General features: G+C 69.4%; 28 protein-coding genes, 3 tRNA genes and 1 pseudogene. 12 read left to right on the top strand and 20 right to left on the bottom strand.

Annotated elements, in window-relative coordinates:
- Positions 1 to 38 precede the first annotated feature (38 nt).
- Positions 39 to 344, top strand: a complete 306-nt coding sequence (gene mihF / locus ABD120_RS03720) for an integration host factor, actinobacterial type (RefSeq protein WP_343948222.1) — start codon at positions 39 to 41, stop codon at positions 342 to 344.
- 432 nt (positions 345 to 776) lie between these two features.
- Here mihF and ABD120_RS03715 read toward each other — a convergent pair whose 3' ends face one another.
- Both ABD120_RS03715 and ABD120_RS03710 read right to left on the bottom strand, forming a co-directional pair.
- Entirely contained in the window at positions 777 to 1424 is a 648-nt protein-coding gene (locus ABD120_RS03715; protein WP_343948221.1) for a response regulator, read from the bottom strand.
- On the bottom strand, positions 1415 to 2662 hold the full coding sequence (locus ABD120_RS03710) for a sensor histidine kinase (RefSeq protein WP_343948220.1): 1248 nt from the start codon (positions 2660 to 2662) through the stop codon (positions 1415 to 1417). The genes ABD120_RS03715 and ABD120_RS03710 overlap by 10 nt, the downstream gene beginning before the upstream one ends.
- A 184-nt stretch (positions 2663 to 2846) precedes the next feature.
- On the opposite strand from ABD120_RS03710, the gene ABD120_RS03705 reads away from it, so the two are divergent.
- Both ABD120_RS03705 and ABD120_RS03700 read left to right on the top strand, forming a co-directional pair.
- A complete protein-coding gene (locus ABD120_RS03705) occupies positions 2847 to 4091 on the top strand; it encodes an acyltransferase family protein (RefSeq protein WP_343948219.1) in 1245 nt (414 codons plus the stop codon).
- 26 nt (positions 4092 to 4117) lie between these two features.
- The gene (locus ABD120_RS03700) at positions 4118 to 4603 is read left to right on the top strand and encodes a GNAT family N-acetyltransferase (RefSeq protein ID WP_343948218.1); all 486 of its coding nucleotides are present in this window, start codon (positions 4118 to 4120) and stop codon (positions 4601 to 4603) included.
- Here ABD120_RS03700 and ABD120_RS03695 read toward each other — a convergent pair.
- The gene (locus ABD120_RS03695) at positions 4600 to 5460 is read right to left on the bottom strand and encodes a DUF4344 domain-containing metallopeptidase (RefSeq protein WP_343948217.1); all 861 of its coding nucleotides are present in this window, start codon (positions 5458 to 5460) and stop codon (positions 4600 to 4602) included. The genes ABD120_RS03700 and ABD120_RS03695 overlap by 4 nt on opposite strands.
- Before the next feature lie 85 nt (positions 5461 to 5545).
- On the opposite strand from ABD120_RS03695, the gene ABD120_RS03690 reads away from it, so the two are divergent.
- Positions 5546 to 8044 carry a DEAD/DEAH box helicase gene (locus ABD120_RS03690; RefSeq protein WP_425563918.1) on the top strand — a complete coding sequence of 833 codons (2499 nt, stop codon included), beginning with the start codon at positions 5546 to 5548 and terminating at the stop codon, positions 8042 to 8044.
- 203 nt (positions 8045 to 8247) lie between these two features.
- Here ABD120_RS03690 and ABD120_RS03685 read toward each other — a convergent pair whose 3' ends face one another.
- A complete protein-coding gene (locus tag ABD120_RS03685; RefSeq protein ID WP_343948216.1) occupies positions 8248 to 9168 on the bottom strand; it encodes an ankyrin repeat domain-containing protein in 921 nt (306 codons plus the stop codon).
- 58 nt (positions 9169 to 9226) lie between these two features.
- The gene (gene dusB, locus ABD120_RS03680) at positions 9227 to 10336 is read right to left on the bottom strand and encodes a tRNA dihydrouridine synthase DusB (protein ID WP_343948215.1); all 1110 of its coding nucleotides are present in this window, start codon (positions 10334 to 10336) and stop codon (positions 9227 to 9229) included.
- Positions 10337 to 10792: 456 nt separating this feature from the next.
- Here dusB and ABD120_RS03675 point away from each other — a divergent pair, with 456 nt between their 5' ends.
- From ABD120_RS03675 to ABD120_RS03655, 5 genes are all read left to right on the top strand, one after another.
- Positions 10793 to 11245 (top strand): hypothetical protein, encoded by a 453-nt coding sequence (locus tag ABD120_RS03675; RefSeq protein WP_343948214.1) that lies wholly within the window; start codon positions 10793 to 10795, stop codon positions 11243 to 11245.
- Between the two features lie 195 nt (positions 11246 to 11440).
- Entirely contained in the window at positions 11441 to 12076 is a 636-nt protein-coding gene (locus ABD120_RS03670; RefSeq protein ID WP_343948213.1) for an ACT domain-containing protein, read from the top strand.
- 57 nt (positions 12077 to 12133) lie between these two features.
- Positions 12134 to 12205 (top strand) — tRNA-Gly (locus tag ABD120_RS03665).
- 27 nt (positions 12206 to 12232) lie between these two features.
- Positions 12233 to 12306, top strand: a tRNA-Cys gene (locus ABD120_RS03660).
- Between the two features lie 6 nt (positions 12307 to 12312).
- A tRNA-Val gene (locus ABD120_RS03655) sits at positions 12313 to 12387 on the top strand.
- 87 nt (positions 12388 to 12474) lie between these two features.
- Here ABD120_RS03655 and ABD120_RS03650 read toward each other — a convergent pair.
- The 7 genes from ABD120_RS03650 to ABD120_RS03620 all read right to left on the bottom strand — a co-directional run bounded on the left by ABD120_RS03650 (position 12475) and on the right by ABD120_RS03620 (position 16845).
- Entirely contained in the window at positions 12475 to 13665 is a 1191-nt protein-coding gene (locus tag ABD120_RS03650; protein ID WP_343948212.1) for a site-specific integrase, read from the bottom strand.
- A gap of 4 nt (positions 13666 to 13669) precedes the next feature.
- On the bottom strand, positions 13670 to 13822 hold the full coding sequence (locus tag ABD120_RS03645; RefSeq protein ID WP_214326025.1) for a CopG family ribbon-helix-helix protein: 153 nt from the start codon (positions 13820 to 13822) through the stop codon (positions 13670 to 13672).
- A gap of 83 nt (positions 13823 to 13905) precedes the next feature.
- Entirely contained in the window at positions 13906 to 14082 is a 177-nt protein-coding gene (locus ABD120_RS03640; RefSeq protein ID WP_343948211.1) for a helix-turn-helix domain-containing protein, read from the bottom strand.
- A gap of 106 nt (positions 14083 to 14188) precedes the next feature.
- The gene (locus ABD120_RS03635) at positions 14189 to 15898 is read right to left on the bottom strand and encodes a P-loop NTPase family protein (protein ID WP_343948210.1); all 1710 of its coding nucleotides are present in this window, start codon (positions 15896 to 15898) and stop codon (positions 14189 to 14191) included.
- 47 nt (positions 15899 to 15945) lie between these two features.
- Positions 15946 to 16284, bottom strand: a complete 339-nt coding sequence (locus tag ABD120_RS03630; RefSeq protein WP_343948209.1) for a hypothetical protein — start codon at positions 16282 to 16284, stop codon at positions 15946 to 15948.
- A 32-nt stretch (positions 16285 to 16316) separates the two neighbouring features.
- Positions 16317 to 16505: a hypothetical protein gene (locus ABD120_RS03625; protein ID WP_343948208.1), complete on the bottom strand. Its 189-nt coding sequence runs from the start codon at positions 16503 to 16505 to the stop codon at positions 16317 to 16319.
- A gap of 142 nt (positions 16506 to 16647) precedes the next feature.
- Positions 16648 to 16845 (bottom strand): hypothetical protein, encoded by a 198-nt coding sequence (locus ABD120_RS03620; protein WP_343948207.1) that lies wholly within the window; start codon positions 16843 to 16845, stop codon positions 16648 to 16650.
- Positions 16846 to 17148: 303 nt separating this feature from the next.
- Here ABD120_RS03620 and ABD120_RS03615 point away from each other — a divergent pair, with 303 nt between their 5' ends.
- Together ABD120_RS03615 and ABD120_RS03610 are read left to right on the top strand one after the other, a co-directional pair.
- Positions 17149 to 18267: a hypothetical protein gene (locus ABD120_RS03615; protein WP_343948206.1), complete on the top strand. Its 1119-nt coding sequence runs from the start codon at positions 17149 to 17151 to the stop codon at positions 18265 to 18267.
- A gap of 5 nt (positions 18268 to 18272) precedes the next feature.
- The gene (locus tag ABD120_RS03610) at positions 18273 to 18842 is read left to right on the top strand and encodes a cysteine hydrolase family protein (protein WP_343948205.1); all 570 of its coding nucleotides are present in this window, start codon (positions 18273 to 18275) and stop codon (positions 18840 to 18842) included.
- Positions 18843 to 18845: 3 nt separating this feature from the next.
- On the opposite strand, the gene ABD120_RS03605 is transcribed toward ABD120_RS03610, so the two are convergent.
- The 3 genes from ABD120_RS03605 to ABD120_RS03595 all read right to left on the bottom strand — a co-directional run bounded on the left by ABD120_RS03605 (position 18846) and on the right by ABD120_RS03595 (position 20167).
- Positions 18846 to 19271 carry a GntR family transcriptional regulator gene (locus ABD120_RS03605; RefSeq protein ID WP_343948204.1) on the bottom strand — a complete coding sequence of 142 codons (426 nt, stop codon included), beginning with the start codon at positions 19269 to 19271 and terminating at the stop codon, positions 18846 to 18848.
- A 114-nt stretch (positions 19272 to 19385) separates the two neighbouring features.
- Positions 19386 to 19979 carry a hypothetical protein gene (locus ABD120_RS03600; RefSeq protein ID WP_343948203.1) on the bottom strand — a complete coding sequence of 198 codons (594 nt, stop codon included), beginning with the start codon at positions 19977 to 19979 and terminating at the stop codon, positions 19386 to 19388.
- A gap of 20 nt (positions 19980 to 19999) precedes the next feature.
- Entirely contained in the window at positions 20000 to 20167 is a 168-nt protein-coding gene (locus ABD120_RS03595) for a hypothetical protein (protein ID WP_343948202.1), read from the bottom strand.
- An 84-nt stretch (positions 20168 to 20251) separates the two neighbouring features.
- On the opposite strand from ABD120_RS03595, the gene ABD120_RS03590 reads away from it, so the two are divergent.
- Positions 20252 to 20665, top strand: a complete 414-nt coding sequence (locus ABD120_RS03590) for a GntR family transcriptional regulator (RefSeq protein ID WP_343948201.1) — start codon at positions 20252 to 20254, stop codon at positions 20663 to 20665.
- A gap of 62 nt (positions 20666 to 20727) precedes the next feature.
- Here the strand turns inward: ABD120_RS03590 and ABD120_RS03585 are convergent, their stop codons facing one another.
- The 5 genes and pseudogenes from ABD120_RS03585 to ABD120_RS03565 all read right to left on the bottom strand — a co-directional run.
- The gene (locus ABD120_RS03585; protein ID WP_343948200.1) at positions 20728 to 21003 is read right to left on the bottom strand and encodes a hypothetical protein; all 276 of its coding nucleotides are present in this window, start codon (positions 21001 to 21003) and stop codon (positions 20728 to 20730) included.
- Positions 21004 to 21371: 368 nt separating this feature from the next.
- Positions 21372 to 22316, bottom strand: coding sequence for a sporulation protein (locus ABD120_RS03580; protein WP_343948199.1), 945 nt, complete (start codon positions 22314 to 22316; stop codon positions 21372 to 21374).
- A gap of 39 nt (positions 22317 to 22355) precedes the next feature.
- Positions 22356 to 23711, bottom strand: coding sequence for a hypothetical protein (locus tag ABD120_RS03575; RefSeq protein ID WP_343948198.1), 1356 nt, complete (start codon positions 23709 to 23711; stop codon positions 22356 to 22358).
- A 249-nt stretch (positions 23712 to 23960) separates the two neighbouring features.
- Positions 23961 to 24842 (bottom strand): helix-turn-helix transcriptional regulator, encoded by an 882-nt coding sequence (locus tag ABD120_RS03570; protein WP_343948197.1) that lies wholly within the window; start codon positions 24840 to 24842, stop codon positions 23961 to 23963.
- A gap of 100 nt (positions 24843 to 24942) precedes the next feature.
- Positions 24943 to 25213: pseudogene (locus ABD120_RS03565) on the bottom strand (hypothetical protein); the annotation flags it as partial.

The following is a 25213-nucleotide window of genomic DNA, read 5'->3' as shown; positions in this document are numbered from 1 at the left end:
CGGGTAACAGTCCGTAAATTCCCGAGGAGAGAGAAACGATGGCACTTCCCACCCTTACCCCCGAGCAGCGCAAGGCAGCGCTGGAGAAGGCCGCCGAGGCCCGCGCCGCCCGCACCGCCCTGCTGGGCAAGGTCAAGGCAGGCGAGCTCACGTTCGCGCAGTTGCTGGAGCGCGACGACGACATCGCCAAGAAGATCAAGGTCTCGCAGGCACTGCGCGCGGTGAAGGGCGTCGGCCCGGCCAAGGCCACGGCGCTGATGGAGGAGGCGGGCGTCGACGAGAAGCGCCGCCTCGGCGGCCTGGGCGCCCAGCAGCGCAAGAAGCTGGTCGAGGCCCTGGGCTAGCCAGCGGGTGTCACTCCCGCTCCAGGGGGTGATACCGCGCCCAGGGGCTCAAGTGGCCGCCGTGGGACCTCACGCAGCGCTCCAGCGCCCACGGTGCCGCACCTCGCGGCCTCCCGCCGCGATGAGCCGCCGGGCGTCCTGAATGATCACTCGTCGTCACGGCGAAGCCGTGGATCCCGCGCACCGCCGCCGAGTGCCGGGCTCCGTCGAGCGCCGCCCCTCCTGGCCTACGGCTCCCCGCCGAGACGACTCCCGGCCACCCGATTCCGGGGCCCCGCCGCCCAGCGGCGCCGAACCCCACCCCCGGAAACCGGACACCGTGATCATCCCGGGACCCCGCGGCGGTCACGTCCGTCCCCTCCTGAGCCGGCGAACGCGGCACGTGCGGCCCCCACCCGCACGAAGCCGGGCGCCGCACCCCTCCGGCGGGCCTCAGGAACGCAGGTAGGTCAGCACCGCGAGGACGCGCCGATGCTGGTCGGTGTCCTCGGCGTACAGGCCCAGCTTGGAGAAGATGCTGCGGATGTGCTTCTCCACGGCCCCGTCGCTGATCACGAGGTCGCGGCCGATCGCCGGGTTGGACTTCCCCTCGGCCATGAGCCCCAGCACCTCGCGCTCCCTCGGCGTCAACTGCGCCAGCGGATCGTCCTTGCGTCTTCGCACCATCAACTGCGACACCACCTGGGGATCGAAGACCGTTCCGCCCGCAGCCACCCGGCGCAGACCCTCCAGGAACTCGTCCACGTCGATGACCCGGTCCTTCAGCAGGTAGCCGACCGCGCCCCTGGCATCGGCCAGCAGGTCGTCGGCGTAGGACACCTCGACATACTGCGACAGGATGAGCACGGGCGCGCCCGGGACCCTGCGGCGGGCCTCGACGGCGGCGCGCAGCCCCTCGTCGGTGAAGGACGGCGGCATGCGGACGTCCACGACGGACACGTCGGGCCGGTGCTCGACGACGGCCTCGACGAGCGCGTCGCCGTCGCCGACGGTGGCGACCACCTCGAACCCGAACTCCTCCAGCAGCCGGACCAGGCCCTCTCTGATGAGCACCGCGTCATCGGCGACCACTACCCGCACGGAACCTCCGCCACGATCAATGTCGGCCCGCCGTCCGGCGACTGCACCATGAGGTCGCCGTCGACCGCACGCATGCGGTCGGCCAGTCCGGCCAGGCCGTGTCCCTTGGCGACGTGTGCGCCGCCGACCCCATCATCTCCGATGATCAACATCAGCGTGTCACCGGTACGGACGAGTTGCACGGTGCACTGCGTGGCGCGGCTGTGCTTGGCGACGTTCGTGAGCGTCTCGGCGCAGACGAAGTAGACCGCGTTCTCGACGGCGGCCGGGAAGCGTCCCTCGACCTGGACGTCGAGGTCGACGGGGACGGTGCTGCGCCCGGCCAGCGCGGCGAGGGCTGGGGCGAGGCCCCGGTCGGACAGGATCGGCGGCGCGATGCCCCGTGAGAGCGCGCGCAGTTCGTCCAGGGTCTCGCGGGTGGCGGCGATGGCGCCCTTGAGGGTGAGCTGAGCGGCGTCGGGGTCCTTGGCCATCTGCCGCTGGGCCCGCGACAGCTCCATGGCCAGCGACACCAGGCGCTGCTGAGGTCCGTCGTGGATGTCGCGCTCCAGTTTGCGCAGCGCGGCGGCCTCGGCGGAGACGGCGGCCGAGCGCGACTCCGACAGGACCTCGATCCGCCCCTGAAGTTCGGCGACGCCGGTGAGCAGCCAGCGGCCGAGTCCCGCGCGCAGCAGCGCCGTGCCCCTGGTGACGACCGGCAGCAGGACCAGCCCGGCCAGGCCGATGCAGAAGTTGACGACCGCGTTGGGGAGGTAGCCCTCGCCGATCTGCAGCAGTTCGGCCAGGCCCGCGTTGCCCGGGAGGTTCACGAACAGGAAGCCGTAGCCGGGCCAGGTCAGCCCGAGGACCGCGATGGCCCAGAAGGTGACGGTGACGGCGAAGGCGACGACGGAGACGGGGAAGTTCAGGATGCCGTGGAGCAGGTCGAGCCACGACTGCCCGCTGGTCATCGGATTGACCAGGCGCCGCAGGCGGCCCGCGCCGGGCGGCGCCGGCTTGTACCTGGGGCGTACGGGCGGGCGCTGGAGCACATCGGCCAGCCAGCCGCGCTCCCCCTCCGCGAAGGCCCTGGCCAGCCTCAGCGTCCCCGCGAGGATCGGCAGCCCGATCCAGACGACGGCGGTGCCCACGCCGGCGGCGAACCCGCCGATCATCAGCACGAAGGCCACCGCCGCCGCGGGGAAGCCGATCAGGGTGTAGCGGGTGTCCAGGAGGACCCGCCGGATCAGGGAACGCATGCCGTCCACGCTAAGGCCCGGCAGGCCGTGGGACGACCCTGCGCGCACTCCGGCGGGGGTAGGGCCAGCCCTACCCAGGCGGGTGCGGTGAGCAGCCGGAAAGACGGGTGACGACCGCACTGTGCGGCGAGCCCGTCGGCGGAAGTCTGGACGGCGTCCCCACCCGACCTCCAGAAGGCCCGTCATGACCGTGCTCGCCGTCGCCCCCGCCCAAGCCCCGCCACGCCGGGACACCTTCATCGACCTGCTGCGCGTGTTCGGCATGGCGCTCGTGGTCCTCCAGCACTGGACGATGCCCGTGCTGTCGTACGACGGCGTCAGGCTGGCGACCGGCAACGCCCTGTCGGCGCCCGGCGTCTGGGTGGTGACCTGGCTCAGCCAGGTGATGCCGGTGGTGTTCTTCGCGGGCGGCGCCGCCAACGCGATCAGCTTCGCCCGCGCCCGGCGCGGCGCCCCCGCCTGGCTGAACGTCCGCCTGCGCCGCCTGGCCTGGCCGCTGCTGCCGCTGGCCGCGGTCTGGGTGCCGCTGCCGCACGTGCTCGCGGGGCTCGGCCTGCCCGAGCATCCGCTGCAGGTGGGCTCGCGCCTGACGGGCCAGCTGCTGTGGTTCCTGGTCGTGTACCTGCTGGCCGTCGCGGCGACGCCGTGGCTGATGCGGCTGCACGCCCGGTTCGGCTGGCGGGTGCCCGCCGCGATGACGGCGGGCGCGGTCCTCACCGACGTCGTGCGCTTCTCCGCCGGCGCGGACCTGCTGGGATACGCCAACATCGGCTTCGTCTGGCTGGCCGTGCACCAGCTCGGCTTCTTCTACCCCGAGGGCCGCCTGCTGCGGCCGGGTCTGCTCGCGGCGGGCGGGTTCGGCGCGGCGGCCGCGCTGGTGGCGCTCGGGCCGTACCCGGGCAGTATGGTCGGGCTGCCGGGCGCGGAGCTGTCCAACATGGCACCGCCCACGCTGGCGATCCTCGCGGTGTCGTTCGGCCAGATCGGCCTCGCGGTCCTGCTGCGGCCGCTGCTCATGCGGCTGCGCACCGAGGCGCTGCTCGCCTGGGCCGGCCCGCGCATCATGACGATGTACCTGTGGCACATGCCCGCGCTGTTCGCGGTCACCGGCGTGGTCGTCGTGGGCCTGGGCATCGACACGCCGTCACCCGGCAGCACGGGGTGGCTCGCGGGGCTGCCGTTCTGGCTCGGGGCGCTCGCGCTGGTGGCGTGGCCGCTGCTGCGGTGGTTCGCGCGCTTCGAGGAGCCGCCCGCGCTGCCGTACCGGGACGATCCGGGTTGGGCCGGGACGCTGACGGCGGCGGCGCTCATCGCGGGCGGGCTGGCGACGCTGATGATCCACGGGTTCAAGCCGGGCGCGGCGCCGGTCCTCGCCGTGGCGGCCCTGGCCGGCGGCCTGCTCCTCACCGGGCCGTTCCACCGCCGGTGAGAGCCGATCGGGCATGATCTCGGCCTATGAGCACCATCCGCGCGGCCACCGCGGCCGACCTGCCCGCCGTCGCCGCCGTCTACGCCCCGTACGTCCTCGACAGCGTGATCACCTTCGAGGAGACCCCGCCGGAGCCGTCGGCGTGGCGGGAGAAGCTGACGGCCGGACTGCCGTTCCTGGTGGCCGAGGTGGACGGGCGAGTGGCGGGGTTCGCCTACGCGGGGCGCTACCGGCCCCGGCCCGCCTACCGGTACAGCCTGGAGGACAGCATCTACCTGGCGCCGTGGGCGCAGGGCCGGGGGCTCGGCAGGGCGCTGCTGGCCGCGCTGGTGTCGGCCTGCCGCGACAGCGGGGCCGGCCAGCTCATCGCGGTCATCGCCGACACCGGGGACCCCTCCTCGGTCAAGCTCCACCTGGCTGCGGGCTTCGAGGAGGTGGGCAGGCTGCGGCGGGTGGGCTTCAAGCACGGCCGCTGGGTCGACACCACGCTGCTCCAGCTCGCCCTGGACTAGCCGGTCTGCGTGGCGACCGGCAGCGGCTCACGCAGGTGGGGGCCGAGCAGTGTGTGCCAGGCGCTGCTCATCCTGGCGTACTCGCGCTCGCAGCCCACCGCCCGCGCCACGGGCAGTTCGCCGTCGGCGACCAGCGGCAGGAAGGCGTTGTGGTTGGAGCCGTACAGGTAGCACATGAGGTTGTAGTAGCGCTGGATGCTCAGCGAGTGCTCGTCGGCGAAGGTCTCGCGGGCCACCGGCCGAGAGGCGGTCTGCTGGGAGATCCGCCCCCACGCCTCGATCGTGCTGATGATCTGCGAGTAGTCCTGCTGGTCCTCGGCCGCCGCGATGAGCACGAGCGCCGAGAGCTGGTCGACCGAGTCCTCCTCCTTGCCGGTGGCCGGCAGGTCGTACAGGTCGATGAGGGCGTGGCCGAGTTCGTGGTAGAAGACGCCGCCGAGGGCGCCGACCACGTTCTCCTCGACGCCCTCCTCGTCGGGCGGCGCCGTCTGGCCCGGCGCGGGCCGGGCGAACAGCTTGGTCATGAAGTCGGCCATCTCGTAGCACATGGTGATCGAGGAGTCCTGCGGGTTGTAGAAGGCGTTGACGGTGCCGCACTGCCTGGCCACGACGGAGACCTCGCGCGGCGGGACGAAGCCGTCGTTGGCGGCCTGGGCCCAGTCCTCGACCAGCCGGTTCCTGCGCATGAGCCGTTCTGCGGCGATGAGCGTCCCGCCCTTCGGATCGCGGTAGGCGGGGACGAAGGCATGGGCGAGAAGCGTGCTCGTCCGAGGGGTGGGGCCGGGCGAGGCTGACTGCGGTTTCGTCGTCCCGCACGCGCACAGGCCGAGCATCATCACGGCGAGCAAGATTCTCATAACCCTATGTAATCATTCTGCCGACATTTCTCCGGATAGGGGCCGAGGGTCAGAGCAGGTCGTGGAATTCGGCAGGATAGGGAGGGTGAGCCTCCTCGTAGATCGCCTGCCTGAAGACATCGACGCCGACCCCGATGCCATCTTCGACGCCTTCGTGACCTGGAACTCCGAACGCGGACTCACGCTCTACCCCGCGCAGGAGGAGGCGCTGATCGAGGTGGTCTCGGGCAGCAACCTGATCCTCGCCACGCCCACCGGCTCCGGCAAGTCGCTGGTCGCCGCCGGGGCGCACTTCACCGCGCTCACCCGCGACCTGCGCACCTTCTACACCGCGCCCATCAAGGCGCTCGTGTCGGAGAAGTTCTTCGACCTGTGCGAGGTCTTCGGCGTCGAGAACGTCGGCATGATGACCGGCGACGCCAGCGTCAACCCGGGCGCGCCCATCATCTGCTGCACCGCCGAGATCCTCGCCAACCTGGCCCTGCGCGACGGCGCCGCCGCCGACGTCGGCCAGGTCGTCATGGACGAGTTCCACTTCTACGCCGAGCCCGACCGGGGCTGGGCCTGGCAGGTGCCGCTGCTGGAGCTGCCCAAGGCGCAGTTCGTGCTGATGTCGGCGACGCTCGGCGACGTGTCGATGTTCGAGCGCGACCTGACCCGCCGCACCGGCCGGCCGACGTCGGTGGTCAAGCACGCCGAACGGCCGGTGCCGCTCGTGTACTCGTACCGGATGACGCCCCTGCACGAGTCGCTGGAGGAGATGCTCTCGACCGGTCAGGCGCCCGTCTACGTCGTGCACTTCACGCAGGCGGCGGCGATGGAACGCGCCCAGTCCCTGATGTCGATCAACATGGCGACGAAGGCCGAGAAGGAGGCCATCGCGACCATGATCGGAGGCTTCCGGTTCACCACCCGCTTCGGCCGCGCCCTGTCACGGCTGGTCCGCCACGGCATCGGCGTCCACCACGCGGGCATGCTCCCGAAGTACCGCCGCCTGGTCGAGCGGCTCGCCCAGGCCGGGCTGCTCAAGGTCATCTGCGGCACCGACACCCTCGGGGTCGGCGTCAACGTGCCGATCCGCACCGTGCTGTTCACCGCGCTGTCCAAGTACGACGGCAACAAGGTACGCCGCCTGCGGGCCCGCGAGTTCCACCAGATCGCCGGCCGGGCCGGGCGGGCCGGCTTCGACACGATCGGGTACGTCGCCTGCCAGGCGCCCGAGCACGACATCGAGAACGCCAGGGCGCTGGCCAGGATCGGCGACGACCCCAAACGCAGGCGCGGCTACGCCCGCAAGAAGCCGCCGGAGGGCTTCGTCGGCTGGAGCGAGGAGACCTTCGAGAAGCTGCAGACCGCCGAGCCCGAACCGCTCAACTCACGGTTCAAGGTCAGCAACGCCATGCTGCTGGCCGTCATCAACCGGCCGGGCGACTGCTTCCAGGCGATGCGGCACCTGCTCACCGACAACCACGAAGACCGCAAGTGGCAGCGCAGGCACATCAGCCAGGCCATCGCCATCTACCGGTCGCTGCTGGCCGGCGGCATCGTCGAGCAGTTGCGCGAGCCTGACGAACAGGGCAGGCGGGCCCGGCTCACGATCGAGCTGCAGGAGGACTTCGCGCTCAACCAGGCGCTGTCCACGTTCGCGCTGGCCGCCTTCGACCTGCTCGACCAGGAGGCGCCCGGGTACGCGCTCGACATGGTCTCGATCGTCGAGGCCATCCTCGACGACCCGCGCCAGATCCTGTCGGCCCAGCTGAAGAAGGCGCGCGGCGAGGCCGTCGCCCAGATGAAGGCCGACGGCATGGAGTACGAGGAGCGCATGGACGCCCTCGCCGAGGTCATGTACGCGATGCCGCTGGACACGCTGCTGCTCGGCGCCTACGAGACCTACCGGCGGGGCCACCCGTGGGTGGGCGACTACACGGTCAGCCCCAAGTCCGTCGTACGCGACATGTACGAGCGGGCGATGACGTTCGGCGACTTCATCCAGTTCTACGAGCTGACCCGCTCCGAGGGCACCGTCCTGCGCTACCTCGCCGACGCCTACCGGACGCTCAGCCGTACGGTCCCCGAGCACCTCAAGACCGAGGATCTCGTCGACCTCATCGAATGGCTCGGCGAGCTGGTGCGCCAGGTCGACTCCTCGCTCATCGACGAGTGGGAGAAGCTCGCCAACCCGGCCGAGGTGCTGGAGCGCGGCGTGCAGCTGGAGACCAAGGTACGGCCGGTCACGGCGAACGTGCGGGCCTTCCGGGTGCTGGTGCGCAACGCCATGTTCCGGCTGGTCGAGCTGTGTGCGATCGAGAAGGAGGACGAGCTGGCCGAACTCGCCCCCGACGTCGACTGGGGCGCCGCGCTCGACGCCTACTACGACGAGCACGAGGAGATCCTCACCGACGCCGACGCGCGCGGGCCCGCGCTGCTGCGGATCGAGGAGGAGAGCGGGCTGTGGCGGGTGCGCCAGACGGTCCGGGATCCCGCCGGTGACGGCGACTGGGGCATCGACGCGCAGGTGGACCTGGCCGCCTCCGACGAGGAGGGGCGCGCTGTGCTCCACGTCCAGGGCCTGAACCGGCTCTGAGGGAAGGTCAGCGGTGTGCCGGGACGGACTGGCAAGGACGTCCCGGCACACTCACTACCTCTAGTCTCGCGCCGCGAGTTTCCGCATCGGGTCATCAGCGTGTCCCAAGATCGAGACATACTCGCGGTTCTCCCCCGTACAGCGGACGGTTCGGGCGGGACTGCGTCCCCGGTCAGGACGGCCGTCCGGTGCAGCGGTGGCCCTCACCCACGCTCTTGGGTGCGTTCGGCGACCGCCCGGGTGAGAAGCTCGCGCAGTGCGGGGGGCCAGGCCGGGTTGATGCCCCCGGGGTCGGCCAGATCGAGGTAGTCCAGGGGGGTGGCGCCGCGCGGGTACTTCACACCTCTGGCCCTGAAGATGCGCCGGGTCGGCAGCAGCGGGTCGGCGCCGGCCTGGAGCAGGCGTTGAACCGTGAACAGATGGTGAGTGCTGACCGCCGCGTGCAGCGGGGCGATGCCGGTCTTCGGGCCGTAGGCGTTGGGATCGGCTCCGTGACGCAGCACGATCTCCACGAACGGCAGGCCCTGTGACCGCGCGACGCTGACGACCGTGTCCGGACTGATGCGCGCTCCGGCGGCGGCGAGCAGTTCCGCCGACTCGGTGTGGCCCCGCCGATGGAGGGCCAGGTCCAGTGCGGTCCTCCCGCGTGCGTCGACGCGTTCCAGGTCGATCTCCGGGTGTGCGATCAACGCGGCCACGGCATCGCTGTGGAGTTGGTACACCGCCCAGTGCAAGGCGGTCATCCTCTGGTTGTCGTTCTGAACGGCGTTGACGTCGGCACCCTGCTCGCCGAGGTATCGGATGACCCGAGCCGCACCGTGCAATCCCGCTTCCTGTAAGAAGAATTCCAGATTGCTCCGGTCGCCGACGTCCTCGATCCGCAGCCGGAACAGCGGCACGCAGTCCGTCTCCGCGGCGTGAAGCATCACGAAGTGGTCCCGGCACACCTCGGCGCGGTGGGCGTGGACGACTTGCGGATCCGGGCTCATGACGACGTCGGCCACCGCTCCCTGCAGCTCGTCCAAGCACCCTTGGTTGGTGTAGACGCGGCGCATCTCGTCGAGCGCGCGGACCACGGCCTCCTCGGCCGCCCGGTCCGGTACGAATTCAGCCAGGGAAAGCATCTCCACCCTCACGCCTGTTTTCCGAGAATCTCCACGGCACGGATCATCCTCCGAGGCGTCAGCCGCCCGAGATGTCCGACTCCGCGTCGTCGGGGACGACGCAGTCCCACGGGTCCTCCAGCCAGCCTTCCGGCAGGTGCACCCGGTCGCGCTCGCCCGACTTGCCGCGCGGGGTGTCGGTGTTGGGCGGCCACGGCTGATCGTGGTCGAGGCGGCCGAGCCCGTCGCGCAACTCCTCCAGCGACGTGGCCGTGGTGAGCGCCCTGCGCAGGTCGGAGCCGACCGGGAAGCCCTTGAGGTACCAGCCGACGTGCTTGCGGAAGTCGGCGACCGCGTACCGTTCGGTGTCGAAGCAGGCGACCAGGCCCTCGGCGTGCCTGATCATCACCTCGGCCACCTGGCCCAGCGTCGGGCGGGTCCGCTCGGGGTCGCCGTTGAAGGCGTTCTCCAGGTCGCGGAACAGCCACGGCCGGCCCAGGCAACCCCGACCGACGACCACGCCGTCGCAGCCGGTCTCGGCGACCATCCGCAGCGCGTCGTCGGCGCTCCAGATGTCGCCGTTGCCGAGCACCGGGATCTCCGGCACCGCCTCCTTCAGCCGGGCGATGGCCGGCCAGTCGGCGAACCCGCCGTAATGCTGCTTGGCCGTGCGCGCGTGCAGCGCGATGGCGGCCACGCCCTCCTCGACGGCGATGCGCCCGGCGTCGAGGTAGGTGAGATGCTCGTCGTCGATGCCCTTGCGCATCTTCATCGTGACGGGCAGCGGGCCGGCGTTGCGGACCGCCTCGCGCAGGATGCGGCGCAGCAGATTGCGCTTGTACGGCAGCGCCGAACCGCCGCCTCTGCGGGTCACCTTGGGCACCGGGCAGCCGAAGTTGAGGTCGACGTGGTCGGCGAGGTCCTCTTCGGCGATCATCTTCACCGCCCGGCCCACGGTCTCGGGGTCCACGCCGTAGAGCTGGATGCTGCGGGGGCGTTCGGAGTCGGCGAACCGGATCATCCGCAGGGTCTTGGGGTTGCGCTCGACCAGCGCCCGCGTAGTGATCATCTCGCACACGAACAGCCCGGCGCCCTGCTCACGGCACAGCACCCGGAACGGGGCGTTGGTGATCCCCGCCATCGGCGCCAGCACCACCGGCGGCCACACCCCGATCGGCCCTATCTTCACCCGTTCAGTTGTAGCGCACCCGTGGGGTAAGCCGGTAAACGTCCTCCGGGCCGGCGCTCCACTCCCTGGGCCTGCCCCGCCCATCCGGCCCGTCCTGTCGTTCGGCCCGTCCTGCTGTTCGGCCCGTCCTCCGAATGGGGGATGGCCGTTTCGTCCAACTGGATGATCTTGGATGAGGAACCCGGCTGTGAGCGTCGGCGAGTCACGAACGCCCATGTAACAGGAGAAAAGTGAAGCTTCACCGGGGGAAGGCCCGTCCGATCGTGGTCGCGGCCGGGGCGCTGCTGACCGCGACCGCCCTGCCCGTCCTGGGACCGGCCCAGGCGGCGACAGAGACGGCGGCCACGGCCTCAGCCTCGACATCGGCCGAAACGCAGTGCCGGGACCGGTGGTTCCGGGTGCCCTCGGCCAAGAGCGGAAAGCGCCACAAGATCTACGGCCAGTTGTGTGCCCGGGGTGAGATCTCCGCAGGTACCCCGGTCCTACCCCGCCGAGCAGGACCGGAAGTTCGCCAAGAAGTCCTGGGCACCCGGGTACCTCACCACCCGGCCGGGCGCCCGCGCGAAGGCGTTCCTCTACCCGGGCACCTACGATCCGGCCGTGCTCACGCACGAGGAGAGACTGAAGGACACGCTGGCGAGCGCCGAACTGCGCCAGATCTCCGGTGGTGGCAAGACCACGAGCCGACCGCCGGCGAGCCTGCCTGCCCTTTACGCGCTCGGCAGGCACGACACCATCGTGTGCGGCCGCACCTCCGACTGCGGGAAGGACCCGAACGCGCGCTCCACGGAGTTCATCGTCCCCGACAGCGGGCACTCCATCAACGTCAGCAAGGGCGCACGACTCTTCTACGAGCACACGTTCACATGGCTGGAGAGCAAGGGCATCGGCGTCTCCCAGCCAGGTTGATCGGGGCGCCGTGACGGCGGGTGGCCGAGCGGATCAGGGGCGTGCCCCTGGAGGCCCTCGGCCACGGTCGGCGGTTGGCGGGTGGACGGGCCGGGCCGTGAAGGGGGAGGGGGCGGGAAGCGAGGACGGCGGGGACGCGCAACGACGCGGGGATCAGGCCGCTAAGCTGGGGCAAGACACTTCTTGGGGGACCCGATGCTCCTGCGCCTGAGGATCACGCTGCCCGACCGGCCGGGCTCGCTCGGGCACGTCACCCGGGCCCTCGGCGCCGTCGGCGCCGACATCACCCAGGTCACCGTCATGGAACGCGGTGACGGCCGGGCCGTCGACGACATCACGATCTTCAGCGGCGAGCACACCTCCAAGGACAACCTCACCCGCAGCCTCCTCACCGTCCCCGGCGTCACCGTCGAAGGCATCTGGACCACCCGCGAGGCCCCCGGCACCTACCCCGAGCTGGAGATCCTCAAATACATCACCACTGCGGGCGACCGCGCCCTCGCCACGCTCATCGACTCGCTGCCCGTGCTGTTCAGCGCCGACTGGGCGGCCGTCGCGACGGATCACGCGCTCGTGTACGCGAGCTGGCGCGCCCCGCAGGACCCCCCACTCCCCCTCGACACGCCCGCCAGGCCGACCGCGATGACGCTGGAGTCCGGGCTGCACGTCATCAGCGCCCCGCTGCCGCCGCTCGCGCTGTCACTGCTGCTGGCTCGTTCGGACGGCCCCGCCTTCCACCGGATCGAGGTCCACCGGCTGGCCCGCATCCTGGAGATCTTCCTCAGCCTCCCGGCAACCGAACGCAGCGTCGCACGGCAACTGCGTAAGTGAGCATGCGGTCGAAAAACCCGCTAGAATTCTTGATGTCGTCACGGAAACGTGGCGCACGCGGAAGTGGCTCAGTGGTAGAGCATCACCTTGCCAAGGTGAGGGTCGCGGGTTCAAATCCCGTCTTCCGCTCTGAGAGGTCGCGACACGGCCTCGCTCGGTGGAGTGGCCGAGAGGCGAGGCAGCGGCCTGCAAAGCCGTCCACACGGGTTCGAATCCCGTCTCCACCTCCAAGCCCCGGACGATTAGCTCAGCGGGAGAGCGCTTCCCTGACACGGAAGAGGTCACTGGTTCAATCCCAGTATCGTCCACCAGTCGATGCAGGTCAGAAGGGCTTCGGACAAGATCCGGAGTCCTTCTTTCGTGTGCGGAGGTCGAAAGGAGCCGAACGGGGAGCCAGCTCACTCGGGCTCTACCCGTCGGCGGTCGCCGAGGATGGTGTTCATGGTCTGGGCGCCCTTGCTGATCACCGGCCGCAACTGGTGCCGGTAGACCGACGCCGTAACGCTGGTGCCCGCATGCCCCACGAGGTCGGCGATGGTCTCGATGGGCACGCCCTGGTCACTCATGATCGATACGAACGAGTGACGCAGTTCGCGCGGTGTCCAGTCGGTTCCGATCCCCGCGTCGTCGGTGATCACGCGGAATGAGCGCCGGACGTTCGCCGCGTCCAGCGGGTTGCCGACTCTCGTGCAGAACACGAGTCCGTGGTCCTGCCACACCTTGCCCGCCCTGAGTTTCCGGGCGGCTTGCGCCACGTGATGGCGCCGGAGCGTCTGAGCGGCGAGGTCGGGGAGTTCCAGTGTGCGCCGCGATTTGCGGGTCTTGGTGTCACCTCCGGTTCGGTCGGATCGCCAGACGTAGACGGCGAATCGCTTGTGCTTGAATCCCGCCTCTGTTACCGGGCGCCAGGTCTTGAGCTTCGGCACCCAGACGACGACGTGATCCCAGCGCAGCGCTCGGGCCTCCTCGGTACGCACGCCCGTGGTCAGGCTGATCACCACGTACGCGTGCAGTGGCGAGGGCTTCGACGCCTTCAGCACCGCCTTGGCCTGCTGCCAGGTGAGCGCCTTGCTGGGGCGCCCGTCCGTTCCGGTGGGCGTGGCCGCCAACTCGGCGACGTTCCTGGCGACCAGGTCACGCGCCTGAGCATGCCGGATGGCTCGCTTGAGGATGCTGTGCACCGTTCGCAGGGTGCTGGTGGCCAGCCGACCCGTGAGGCCGTCGAGCCACTCGTCCACGTCCCTGGCGCGAAGGCGTTTGAGCTTGGCCTTGCCCAGAGCCGGGATGAGGTGGGTGTCGGCGAGGGTGCGGAGTTTGTTGATGGTACTTGCCGCCCGCCCCCTGAGACCCGTGGCGAGCCAGTCGTCAACGGCCTTCTCGACCGTGTACGTCTCCGACGACACGATGCCCGTCTCAAGGTCCTTGACGACTTGGGCCAGCTTCTTCGCAACCTCCTTCTCGGTCCTGCCCTTGCGCTTGACTCGTTGGCGCTTGCCGTCGAGGCCGACCCCGAGGGAAATGGCTCCGGTGAAGCCGTCCCCCTCGGGGTAGATACTCGCGTCGCGGTCTCCGATCAGGATTTTCGCCAAGCGATCACCCTTTCTCATGGCGGTTGAGGTACTCCTCGATCGCCTTCCTGATCACCCACGACACGTCTCGCTCCTGCGACTCGGCGTATCTGCGGAGACGGTCTTTCAGCTCCGCGTCCACGCGGACGGGTGGCAGGGTGGTGCGGTCGCTCGTCATAGACGGCTTCCTTTCGAGCGTGATGCAGTTTTCAAGAGGCGCTGCCGGACAACCGGCTATGTAGAACGTTGTAGCACATCGTTCTACGCCTCGTCCATCGACTCCAGGAAGGACACGAAGTCCGCCAGGTGCTCATCGGTGATCCGGCGAAGTTTTCCGATCTTGATGCTTCTGAGCTGCCCGGTGCGCAGGAGGTAGTAGATCTTGTCCCGGCCGACGCTCAGCATCTCCGCCACCTGCTCCACGGTGTACGCCCGCATGATGACCCCTCCCTCGAATGTCACGGTGAGTGATCGTCCGCCGTTCGTCCGTCCGCGCGCTTCCCGCACCTCATACACGCGCAGACGCGCGGACGGACGCGGACGATTACGGATCGCCGGTTTCGGAGAGTGCACGCCAGCGTCCTCGGGACACCTGCTCCGCACGCCCCTCCTGTAGGCGTTGGTAGACCCAGGTGCGGCGCATGCCGGTGGCACGAATCAGGTCGCCGATGCCGACGCCGTCCGCCGACGCCTGTTCCAACGCATGCGCCAGCGTGTCTTCCGCGCTGACGCGTGGCGGAGGTTCAGGCCGTTCCAGGGCAAGGGTGGATACCGCATCGAGGGGCGGGCGGACCTCCGCATGCCGTTCGGCGGTCGCCCGTACACCCGTGTCATCGAGAAGGAACGTGCGGGCACGCCGTGGGATGTCGTGCTCCGGTGAGCTGACCAGGAACTTGCCGGGGGCGTCGAGCTTGTGGGGATGCCATCCGGCTTTGACCATGCCCTGTCCGAGGACGAGATCGCCGTCGCGCGCCTCACGAACGCGGAAGCACACGCGGACGTCCATCTGCGAGCGGACCGCGCTCTTGCCCATCGCATGCTGAGAGGGCCGCTGGGTGGCGGCTATCAGGTTGACCGCCGACGCCCGTCCTCGCCTGGCGATCGAGTCTGCATGGTCGATCGCGCGTGGTGCCTCACTGGTCAGTTCGGCGTACTCGTCGATGACGACCAGGAGAGCCGGCCTGTCGGGTGATGGCTCCCAGACCCGCTCTCCGCGCCGGGTGAGATCGTCGGCCCGACCATCGAGGATCACCACGGCGTCGGCCAGCAGCGCTTCGGCCTCCTGCGGGGTGGTGGCGAGGCGATCGATGCACGACGCCCAGGGCATCAGCTCCATTCCGCGCTTGAGATCGACCGCCCAGACGATCACGTCGCGGCAAGCTGTCAGATCTCCGAAGAGAACGTTCAGGGCGCCGGACTTGCCCGCTCCCGACATGCCTGCGAACAGCGCATGCCGTCGAAGCAGCGGGACACGCATGGGCGAACCGTCCTCGAGCAGCCCGAGTTTGACCGGCTGGGTGATCGACGTGACGGACGGACCCGGCCAGGTGATCGCGTTGGCGTGAGGGTCGGTTTCGATCACCCGTATGTCGGCGCGGTTGGCGTGCTTGGTCGGCACGGGTTGGACGCGAACGGCACCCCGTCTGCTCCCCAGCGCGGATTCCAGCGCGGACGTACGGCCTACGGCGTCTTCGACCGTCTGGCCGCGTGACAGCGCGAGCCGGAACCGATAGCCCCACAGGTCCACCACGGCCGATTGCACGCGGGAACCGGCCAGCCCGACAGCCTCGGCGATCTCGGGCCAGGCGGCCAGCGTGCGTTCGACCCGGACTCGGGCGCGTCTGCGCCGGTGCGCCCACCAGGGCACGGCCAGCGCCACGGCGCCGATGCCGAGTGTCGCGGGGAGCGGCGTCGTGAAGGGGCCTGCCGCAGTGGCGAGTGCGAGCCAGGTTCCGGCGAACGCGCTGACGGCTGCGGCGTACCCACGTTCGATTGGACGTGTCAGGTTGATCCAGCGTCCCCACAACGCCAGCGCCGTAGCCGTCCCGCCAGCGAGGACGGCCACGGTTGGCCACCACGTCACGGCGAAGCGATGGAGGACCGTACCAGCCAGGAGGCACAGCACCGTGAGAGTAAGAGGGGCGAGTTCCGACCGATAGCGCCAGATTCCGCGAGCCAGCGACACCACGACCAGCGGGGCGAGGTCGAGGTCGTCGGTGGCCGACGCTATCGGCTGGACGCCGTAGCGGCGCATGCGGCGGACGTTGCGCCGCATGCGATGCCGTGCGGTCCGGTGCCTGGTCATCGACCATCACCGCGAGTGTCGGAGTGTTGCGCGGCGATCTCGTCGCGAAGGTAGTACAGCGGGTCGCGCTCGCCGTCCCGGGTGGCGGTGAGTGTGGCCTGAGCGGCGGCCAGCAGGTCGGCACGGCTGCGGCGAACGCGCGTGAGTTCGGTCCGCAGATGGGCGAGTTCGTTGATCAGGGCTTGGGAGTCGGCGAGGACTGACGCCAGATACTCCCAGATCGGGGTGTATGCGGGGGTGGTGCGGGTCATGGTGCCAAGCAGGTGGGCGGCGGTGTGGTTGCGGGAGAGAGCCTCCTGAAGATCTGCGGGCGGGTACGGATGGCGGTGGGTCACCGGGCATCCCTCCTTCCGGTCGGGGACACGGGTCAGCGGCCGATGAACCAGCCGAGTGCGGCGCGGAGCACGCGGTCGATCTCGGGCGCCATGGTGGTGGCGGCAAGCAGGAAGCCGAACAGCAAGGTCAAGGCGAGGTGCCAGAGGCGCAGCCCGAGGAAGCGCCAGGCGATGTACACCATCGCCCCGACCAGCACCACGAGCGGAATCGTCACGGTCATTCAGGGATCACCTCCCGTCGTCGTGGCGGAACTTGCGGCGGTACCAGCGAGCGCGAGCCCGGCACTTGACGCAGCGCCTGAGTCCGTTCTGGCAGACGGCGCCGCACGGGCAGGTCGGGCCGACCAGGGGGTTTCTCATCGTTCACCTCCTCCTCTCGGCGCGGTGGGTGTAGGTGCCCAGCAGGCGGCGGCTCAGGGTCTCGGTCGGCGAGAGGCCGGTGTCCGAGAGGTGCCGACGCGAGTCCTCGCGGCGAATCGAGGTGACCAGTACGGCGAAGAGCACCGTCAGAACCACGGCCAGAATCACCGCGATCATCACGATGAGCAGGTAAATGTCCATTTCCCTACGCCTCCCCGAATCGCTGTATCTCGCGGAGCGGACGGGACAGGTTGAGTACCTGCGGACTAGGATTGGCAAGTCCCCGGACACCACTTCTTGCGGGCAGGTCAGATGACGAGCAAACGGCCACGGACCTTTCTCGGATGCGAACCTCACGGCCGCTCCTGGTGTTGCGTCTCTGTGTCATGGCAACAGCTTCGGAGCTGAGGCGCCCGACAGGCAGATGACAGGAGTGGACACGAAAGGACACGGCCGATGTCCGAAGTCCCGGCCCCGAGGGACAGGAATCTAGAACCCAACAGGGTGCTCACCGCCAAACGCGAGTCACGCGGCTGGAGCCGGAAGCGCGCCGCCAAGGAACTGCACCGTTTGGGCGAGAGTCGCGGCCTGCCGGAACTCGACGCGATCGAGAAGGCGATCTACCGCCACGAAACCGGGCGCGCTGTTTGCCGCGACCCGCTGTACATAGAGCTGTACTGCACGGTGTACAGCGCGACTTCCCAGGAATTATTCGGCGATATCACGCTGACCGTAAGGCAGCCGGATCGTCTTTCCGGGGTACGTTCACACAAGTTCATTCCGGCATTCATCGAGGCCAGGCAGGTCGTGAATCTCATCGCCCAAGAGGCGATGACTCCAGCCGGAAGCAAGTTCGGGCTTGAGTGCTTCCGGGTGAACACGTCGAATCCGCACGGTGACTGCGTGCTCTACGTCTGGCCGTTCGGTGTCGCCATGTTCCATCTCATCGAAGAGTTGGAACTACCGAATTTGGCGCATCTGGCCATCTGGCGCAGGCAGACCTATGCGCGCGATCTCTCATGGGCGTCCGACTACCTTTCGGCCTCGCTGTCAGCATCGGTGGACGCCTCCTACGTGCTGAGCACCTACTGGGTCCACACGCCGTCGTGGTCGGCTCATGAGATCGACACCGCGCTGCGTATCATGTGTCTCCCACGAATTCTGCACGAGCGGGATTCCGAGATGTCGAGCACGTCATTGGCTCACGCGGAGCTGGTCGAACGGTCATTGCTCGCCGATGGATTCGAGCCGGGCGAGATGACCTCGTTCAGTTTCAAGGGAGTCTCACTCGGATATGCGTCCTGGTCAGGCGTGGTTTACTATCCGATCGCACCCCGTAGGGCGCTCGCCGAGGACGAGATAGTCAACGTCGAACTCGCCACTCAGGCGATGTGGACCTATTGCGAGTTCATCAACGAACAGGTTGAGCGGGGGAACGACCCTGAAGTCCCCGCTCAGTACGGTTGGCGTTTCCTTCGCGGAGTCCGTTCACGTCTCATCAACGCCCGCCCACAGGAAACCGAATACCACAAGTCCATGCGCATGGCGATCCTGAATACCAGCGGCACTCTCGATCGCCTCTCGGAAGCAATCAACATCATCCGTGAAACAAGCGAAAGGTGAATGTGGTGTTCGACAACACTGCTGTCCTGGTAGTCATAGACGCCCAAAACGGATTCATCAGCGATCATTCAGCTCCCGCCATACCCGTGATCGCAAGCCTGGTCGATCGGTGGCAATCAGCGGGCGGCGATGTCGTGTTCACCAGATACCTCAACTATGCCGGAAGTCCTTACGAGCGGCTGATGCGCTGGTCGAAGCTCAAGAACTCGCCTGAGATCGATATCGCCCCGACGCTCGCCCCTTTCGCAAACAAAGCGACAGCCGTCGTGGACAAAACCATCTACAGTCTCTTCAACGAAGAGGGTGATGCGCTCGTCCAGCAGCGTGGTTGGACCGACCTCTATGTGTGTGGTCTCGATACCGAAAGCTGCGTTCTCAAGACGGTCGTGGATGCTTTCGAGCGCGACCTCACCCCCCGCCTGATCAGTGACGCGTCGGCGAGCCATGCGGGCCAGCAGGCGCATGACGCTGGCATTCTCGTCGCCTCTCGATTCATCGGCAGCGACCAGGTCATCACGACCTCGGACATCCCTTGGAGCGCCTTGACGTCCATGTCCTCGACCACCCAGAGCTGACGGCTACAACGAGCGTCTCACGGTCCGCCTGGCACCCTGGCTGCCCCAGACCCAGCCGTCCTCTTCCAGAACGGCGAGTGCACGACGCACCGTGTTCCGGCCCACGCCATAGCGTCGTCGCAAGTTGGCCTCGCTTGGCAGCCTGGTGCCCACACACAGCTCACCTTGGCGGATTTGCCGAGTGAGATCACGAATGATCCTGAGGTATTGGTAGGACAGCACCGGGATACCGCCCGTGACCACGCGTCCCTTTGACGGGATCACCTCGATCAACCCCTCACCGGACAGAATCATGAGTGCTCGGTAGATGGTCGTGCGGCTCACCCCGAACTCCTGACCGAAAGAAACACCCGACGGCAGGACGGCCCCTGCCGGGTACTCCCCCGATCTGATCCGTATCCGCACGATGTCGGCGATCTGACGAAACACAGGGACTCCGCCCACTGGTTTTGCTCCTCACATGGGGTGGTGGTTCCGCGTGAATGCCTCCACGGAGTTCACGCGGAACCACCGCTGACCTGGTGTCGCGGTGACGCGCAGACATCAGGCCAGAGTCGATGTCGCCTGCAACCCGCTGAGCAGCACGACCAACTGATGCGCCAGCGCCCGCGTCAGGCGGCCGAACTCGTCAAGCTGGACCATCACGCTGCGGTCCACGATGACCGCGCCTCCACCCGGCGTCGGGCGGAAGACGTGCGCGAGCACGCCGTACGGCTCGACGTCCTCCACCGAGTAACCGACGGCACCCCTCCGGAGGCGAGGGCAGGCGGCCAGCGATTCCGGGATACAGCTTCGGCAGGTCGGCGGAGCATTGGTGTAGCCCTGGCCCGGAGCGACACTGACGACGGTCTCGGTGAGCAGCCACGACACACGGCCGCTCGCGGGATCGACAGCCGACTCGCCACAGACCTGGCACAGCCGATGAGTCATGCAACGCCACTGCCTCAGGGTGTTGACCTGCTTCCACAACGGCCGCCCCGAACGACCGATGCCGTGCCGTGCGCGTAGCACGCCGTAGATCCAATCGTTCGGCTGAGGGTCTGTGTACGTCAGCCGTTGGCCGCCTGCTTCGGCGTGATGCGCGAAGCCCACGCCCTGAGGGCGCTCTTCGTCCGACCACGCGGTGATGTAGGGCACGCGCCCTTCCGGAGACGCCATCACGCGCCCCAAGCTGCGGAGATCCGCTCGACCATCGCCAGCAGCTCGAATCCGCCAGCGTCCTCAGCCCTGATGAAGCGCCCGGTTCCACGATGGATGCCGCAGTACGCCGCACCGTCGTGCCACGTGTCGAACTCTGGAAGCTCTGGTGCCGTCGCCACACGCATGGCGGCAGGATATTGCGAACCTGTACCCCCGTCTAGACGTACCTACGTCTTGGCGTGACCCCGACCGTACGTACGGTCAAGATCGTGACCATCGATCCGGACTCATACGAACCGGCATACGTGCAGCTCGCTGGCCTGATCAGGGCTGCGATCGACTCCGGAGAACTGGCCGCAGGACAACCTGTGCCATCCGAGAAAACCCTGATCCAGCAACACGGGGTCGCCCGCGAGACCGTCCGGCGCGCGATCGCCATCCTGCGTACGGAAGGCCGAGTCCAGACCCTCGCCGGACGCGGAAGCTACGTGCGGGGTAGCGCGGATGAGGCAGAGATCGTCACCCTTGAGCCCGGTGCCCGCATCTCGTCCCGGATGCCGTCGCCTGCGGAACGCCGTGAGTTCGGCGTGTCCGAGGGCGTTCCCCTCTTCGTCGTCGAGCGCGACGGACACGACGCCCGCATCTATCCTGCGGACCGCACCATCCTCGAAGCGCCGAACTGACCCAACGCAACAGGCCACCGCCGTTGTCGGCGGTGGCCTGTTGCGGAGTTCGACGCTTTTACTCACTCACCCCACGCGGGACGAATCTCCGACGAGTCCCGAAAACAGGCCGGATAGAGCCAGTCTCTGTCCGGCGCGGCGGGGTCGGGCTCAGCCAATGCCGACTCTTCAACCACGACGTACCACTCGTCGCCGTCGCACTGCTCAAGGACGGTCCCGGGCAACCACGGCCACGCGTCGCGGTCGTTGTCGTCGTCGTGAAGAGGGAATCTGACGAGCACGGGGACTCCCTCGGGGAAGCGTCCGTCGTTGTCGCTCGGGTGGTACCGGTAGATCATGGTGGCTCCTCTCCCGCCACCGAGGAGGAGCCACGGGGAGCCAGTCGGGGGAGCCATCGGCTCTCGATCCCCTCAGACTCCCCGCGCCCTCCTCGGAGCGTTCATAGAGGTGAGAGGCGCCCCGCTCGACTCAGATCGACTGCTCCGGACCCACGGATTTCCCTGACACGGAAGAGGTCACTGGTTCAATCCCAGTATCGTCCACCACGCTCGGCCTGGTCGGGCAGGGTGGTCGCCCCAGCTCACGGCTTACGCTGAGAGTCTGGGGCTTCTTGCTGCCCGGCCGTGGGGCGTCGTGGCTCCCGGTCCGGCTGGGTCGTCCGGTCGCGGGGCGGCCCCGCCGGGGCAGGGCCGCCCTTCACCGCCTGTCAGCCTTCGTCGTCCTCGCCCTCGAAGATGTCCTCGATGATCTCGCCGGCCACGAGGCCGCCGACGACTCCGGCGGCGCCTGCGGCCACGACCGTGCCCATCCCCGCGCCGTGTCCGCGGTGAGCGTGATGGCCGTCGTGGCCGTAATGGGCGTCGTGGCCGTAGTGGCCGCCGCCGTACTGGGACAGGGAGTCCAGCCAGCGGTCGATCTCGGCGGACCAGTTCATCCCCATGGCTTCGGCGTGGGACACCTGCCAGCGGCCGATGGCGTCGCCTGAGCCGTAGCGGCCGGCGCGCTTGTCGGCCTCCAGGATGATCACCAGGTCGGCGGGGCCGGCGACGAAGGTGAGCTCGACCTCGTTGATCCGTCCGGCGTGGTGGCCGGGCGGGTAGAACTCGATCTCCTGGAAGACGGGCAGCTGCTGCGCCACGCCGTACAGGCGTCCGGCCTCGACGTCGGCCGACTTGAAGTGGAAGCCCGCACGCAGGAACGCCCGCAGCACCTCCAGCTGGGACGGCAGCGGCTCGACCGCGAGCATGTCGAGGTCGCCCTTGTCGATGGCCTTGGCGATGGCGAGTTCGGTGCGCACGCCGAGTGCCATTCCGGTTAGGGGCTGGCCTTCGACCTCGCTGATCGGGGTCTCCCACGGCACCGGGACCTCGAAGCCGACGACCTTGTCCTCGCCCTTGCGCAGCGTGAACGGGCCGGAGACCTCGAAGCGGGCGAACTCCGCGAGCCCGGTCATCTCGCCTTCCGCGTGCTCGGCCTCGGCCCTGGCGACCAGTCCCAACGTGATGTGCTCGATCGCGGCGTCGAAGTCGCCGCCCTTGAGGCAGACCTCGCCTCGGAGCGGCCCGCCCGGCTGCACACGCGAGCCTGCCAGGACGGTGTCCACGGAAGGGGCTCCGACGCCCAGGGCGCCGAGCATCCGTTTGAAGACCACGGGATTCCTCTCATGATTGGGATCTGCTGCTGAGAACGATCACCGGGCGCGGGCGGTTCCTGATCGTGCGAGGCGAATGGTGAGCCAGAGCAGCATCAGACCGAGCGTATACAGCAGGAGCCCGGAAATCGCGGGTCCTGCGCCACCTGTGCGGGTCGGCGGCAGATAGATGTCGCGAACCTCCGTGAGTGTCCCGGCCGCGTCGGCGTGAACGGGCAGCCAGGTCTCGGCGCCCTGCCGCCATTCGGCGTACAGGAACCACAGGCCGTGCTCGGGCACCCGCAGGGTTCCGGCGAACGTGCAGCCGCTGGGGGTGAGCGTGCCCGTCAGGGCACGGCCCGCGCGGCGGGCGACGACGCGGGCGGGCCGCAGCCCCGCGCACCCCTCGCGGACCTGGGCCGCGAGGGTGAGCGTGCCCCGCCCGTCGGAGGTGACGGTGAGTGCGGCCCGCGCGATCGCGCGCCCCTGGCCGGGGTCGTGCGCGACGGCCTGTTCCGGTACGGCGAGCAGCGCCAACGGCGCCAGCAGCAGTGCGGCGAAGCGCATCCGGACGGCGAGGGCGCCGGCCACGACGGCGGCGGCCACGACCAGGACCGCGTCCGGCGGCACACTGCTCAGCCCGGTCGCCGACGCCAGCGCCGAGGTGAGCGCGACCCCCGCCGCACCGGCGGCGTAGGCGTGGAGAGGACGCTTCCAGCGCAGGTCCATGACGGCCAGCCCGGCGACCGCGAGCGGCAGGTCCGGCGCGGTGTGACCGAGCAGGGTGAGGACGCCGGTGACGGCCAGCCGTATGAGCAGGTACAGCAGTACTCCCCCGGAGATCGTGTACGCGCTCGGAGTGAGGGCGCGCGCCAGCGCGGCGGCGTACAGGGCGGCGACCAGGAGCACCGGGAGGTACAGCCGCTCGTCGAACTGCGGCACGTCCGTCTCGAACTCCAGGACCGCCGTGACCGCCACTCCCAGCAGCAGGGCGGCGCACACGGGCGGGATCCAGCGGGCCTGTGCCCCCGCCGCGAACACCCCGCCCAGCAGGGCCAGCGTGCCGAACACGGTCAGCATGTGCGGCGGGCTCCACAGGACGGCGTCGCGGCCGAAGACGGCGTGCCAGGCGGCGTCCACGGGCGCGGAGGCCAGCGTGCACACCCCGCCCGCCGCCGCGATCAGCAGCGGCGGGCGCTTCAGGACGGCGACGAGCGAGCCGGTACGGCGCAGCTCCGCCAGCCCCCACGCCGCCACGGCCACCCCGACGACCGCCACCGAGCCGAACAGCAGCAGGTGCGGCGGGATGAGGGCGTCGTCACGACCGATGTCGGTGTGCCATGCGTCGTCCCAGTACGTGGCGAAAAGGGAGGTGAGGCCCGCCACGAGGACGAGCGCCTTGGAGCATGCGTTCATGCGGCCCAGCGTGTCGCGCGAAGCCCGGCCCGGCCTTGTACGCAGGGGCTGAGACTCGGGCCGCGCGGTCGTGGGCACGGCTCGCGGGCCGGCGGGAGGCAGACGGCGAGGACGGCGAGAGCAGCGAGAGCAGCATGGGCGGCATGGGCGGCCGAGCGGCGTACAGCGGCAGCGGATCAGGCCGGTCGCCGCGCGCGGGGCCGGTCGGGAGTCCAGGCGTGACCCCGACCGCAGGGGGCGCGGTAGGGGTCACGTCCAGCGGAGGTCACGGATTGCGGCCGAGGGGGCCAGGCCGAACATCGCGTGGACGACGCGGGTGAGGTGGGCGCTGTCGGTGAATCCGGCGGCGTGCGCGGCCGTGGTGAGCGAGCCGCCGTCGCGGACGGTCAGGATCGCGGTCTCCAGCCGGGCCCAGCGGACGTAGGCGGTGAACGGCAGTCCCAGCTGGTCGGAGAACAGGTGCCGGAGTCTGCTGGGCGACAGGCCGACGCGGGCGGCCACCTCGGGCAGGCGGACCGGAGCGCTCAGGAGGCCCGGAAGCAGCGTGAGCGCGTGCTGGAGCGCGGGGTGATGGGCTGAGTGGTGAGCGGGGTGGAGGGCCGGGTGGCGGGAGGTGGGCGGTTCGGGGGCGGCCTGGGTGGCGGCGGTAGCGGCGGTGGCGGTGGCGACCGTGGCGGTGGCGACCGTGGCGGTGGCGGTGGCGGTGGCGGTGGCGGTGGCGGTGGCGGTGGCGGTAACAACCCAGTGCCGGACGTCGTCGCGGAGGGCGCGGGAGGCGTGGGATGCGGTCAGGGCGCGGGCGGCGCGGCTGGTGGGGTCGAGGTAGGTGGTGGTGCCCGTGGCGCCGTCGGTCTCCATCGTGTGGTGGGCGCCGGGCGGGATCACGGCGGCGCGCACGGCCTGCCGCCGTCCGAGGGCATCGGTGAGTACCACGTGGCCCTCGGTGACCCGAAGAATCTGCACGGCGGCGTGCGCGTGGCCGTGGGCCGGGCCCAGGAGTCCGGTGAAGGTCAGCTCGCCGGGGCGGATCGAGGCTGTCCCCACCCACTGGCCCGCAGGCGGGATCTCCCCTGAGGGCGCTGCCACGGCGGCGGTCTTCACCACACCGGGCCCCGCAACGACCGGCCTCACAGCGGGAGCCTCACGATGGCGGCCTTCACGATGGCGGCCTTCACAGCGGCGGGCCTCACGATGGCGGCCTTCACGATGGCGGCCTTCACAGCGGCGGGCCTCACGATGGGCAGGTGAGGAGGAAGGCGGTCAGGAAGGGGAGCGCGGAGGCGGCGGCGGGGCCGGCCAGGAGGCCGCCGATGCCTGCGGCGGCGAGGAGGCGGTCGCGGCCGGACAGCGGCGGCGCGGGCGACAGGAGCCGTCTGACGCGCGCGAGCGCGGACGCGCCGCCCGCGCCCAGTGCGGAGGCCGGAGCCGCCGCACTGGCCACCGCCACCAGGGCGGTGGCGATGAGGCCGCGTTCGTGGGAACCGGCGGCGACGTCGTCGGCG

This window comes from Nonomuraea longicatena (assembly GCF_039525605.1).
Taxonomy (GTDB): domain Bacteria; phylum Actinomycetota; class Actinomycetes; order Streptosporangiales; family Streptosporangiaceae; genus Nonomuraea; species Nonomuraea longicatena.
This window is presented reverse-complemented; position numbering and strand designations above follow the sequence as displayed.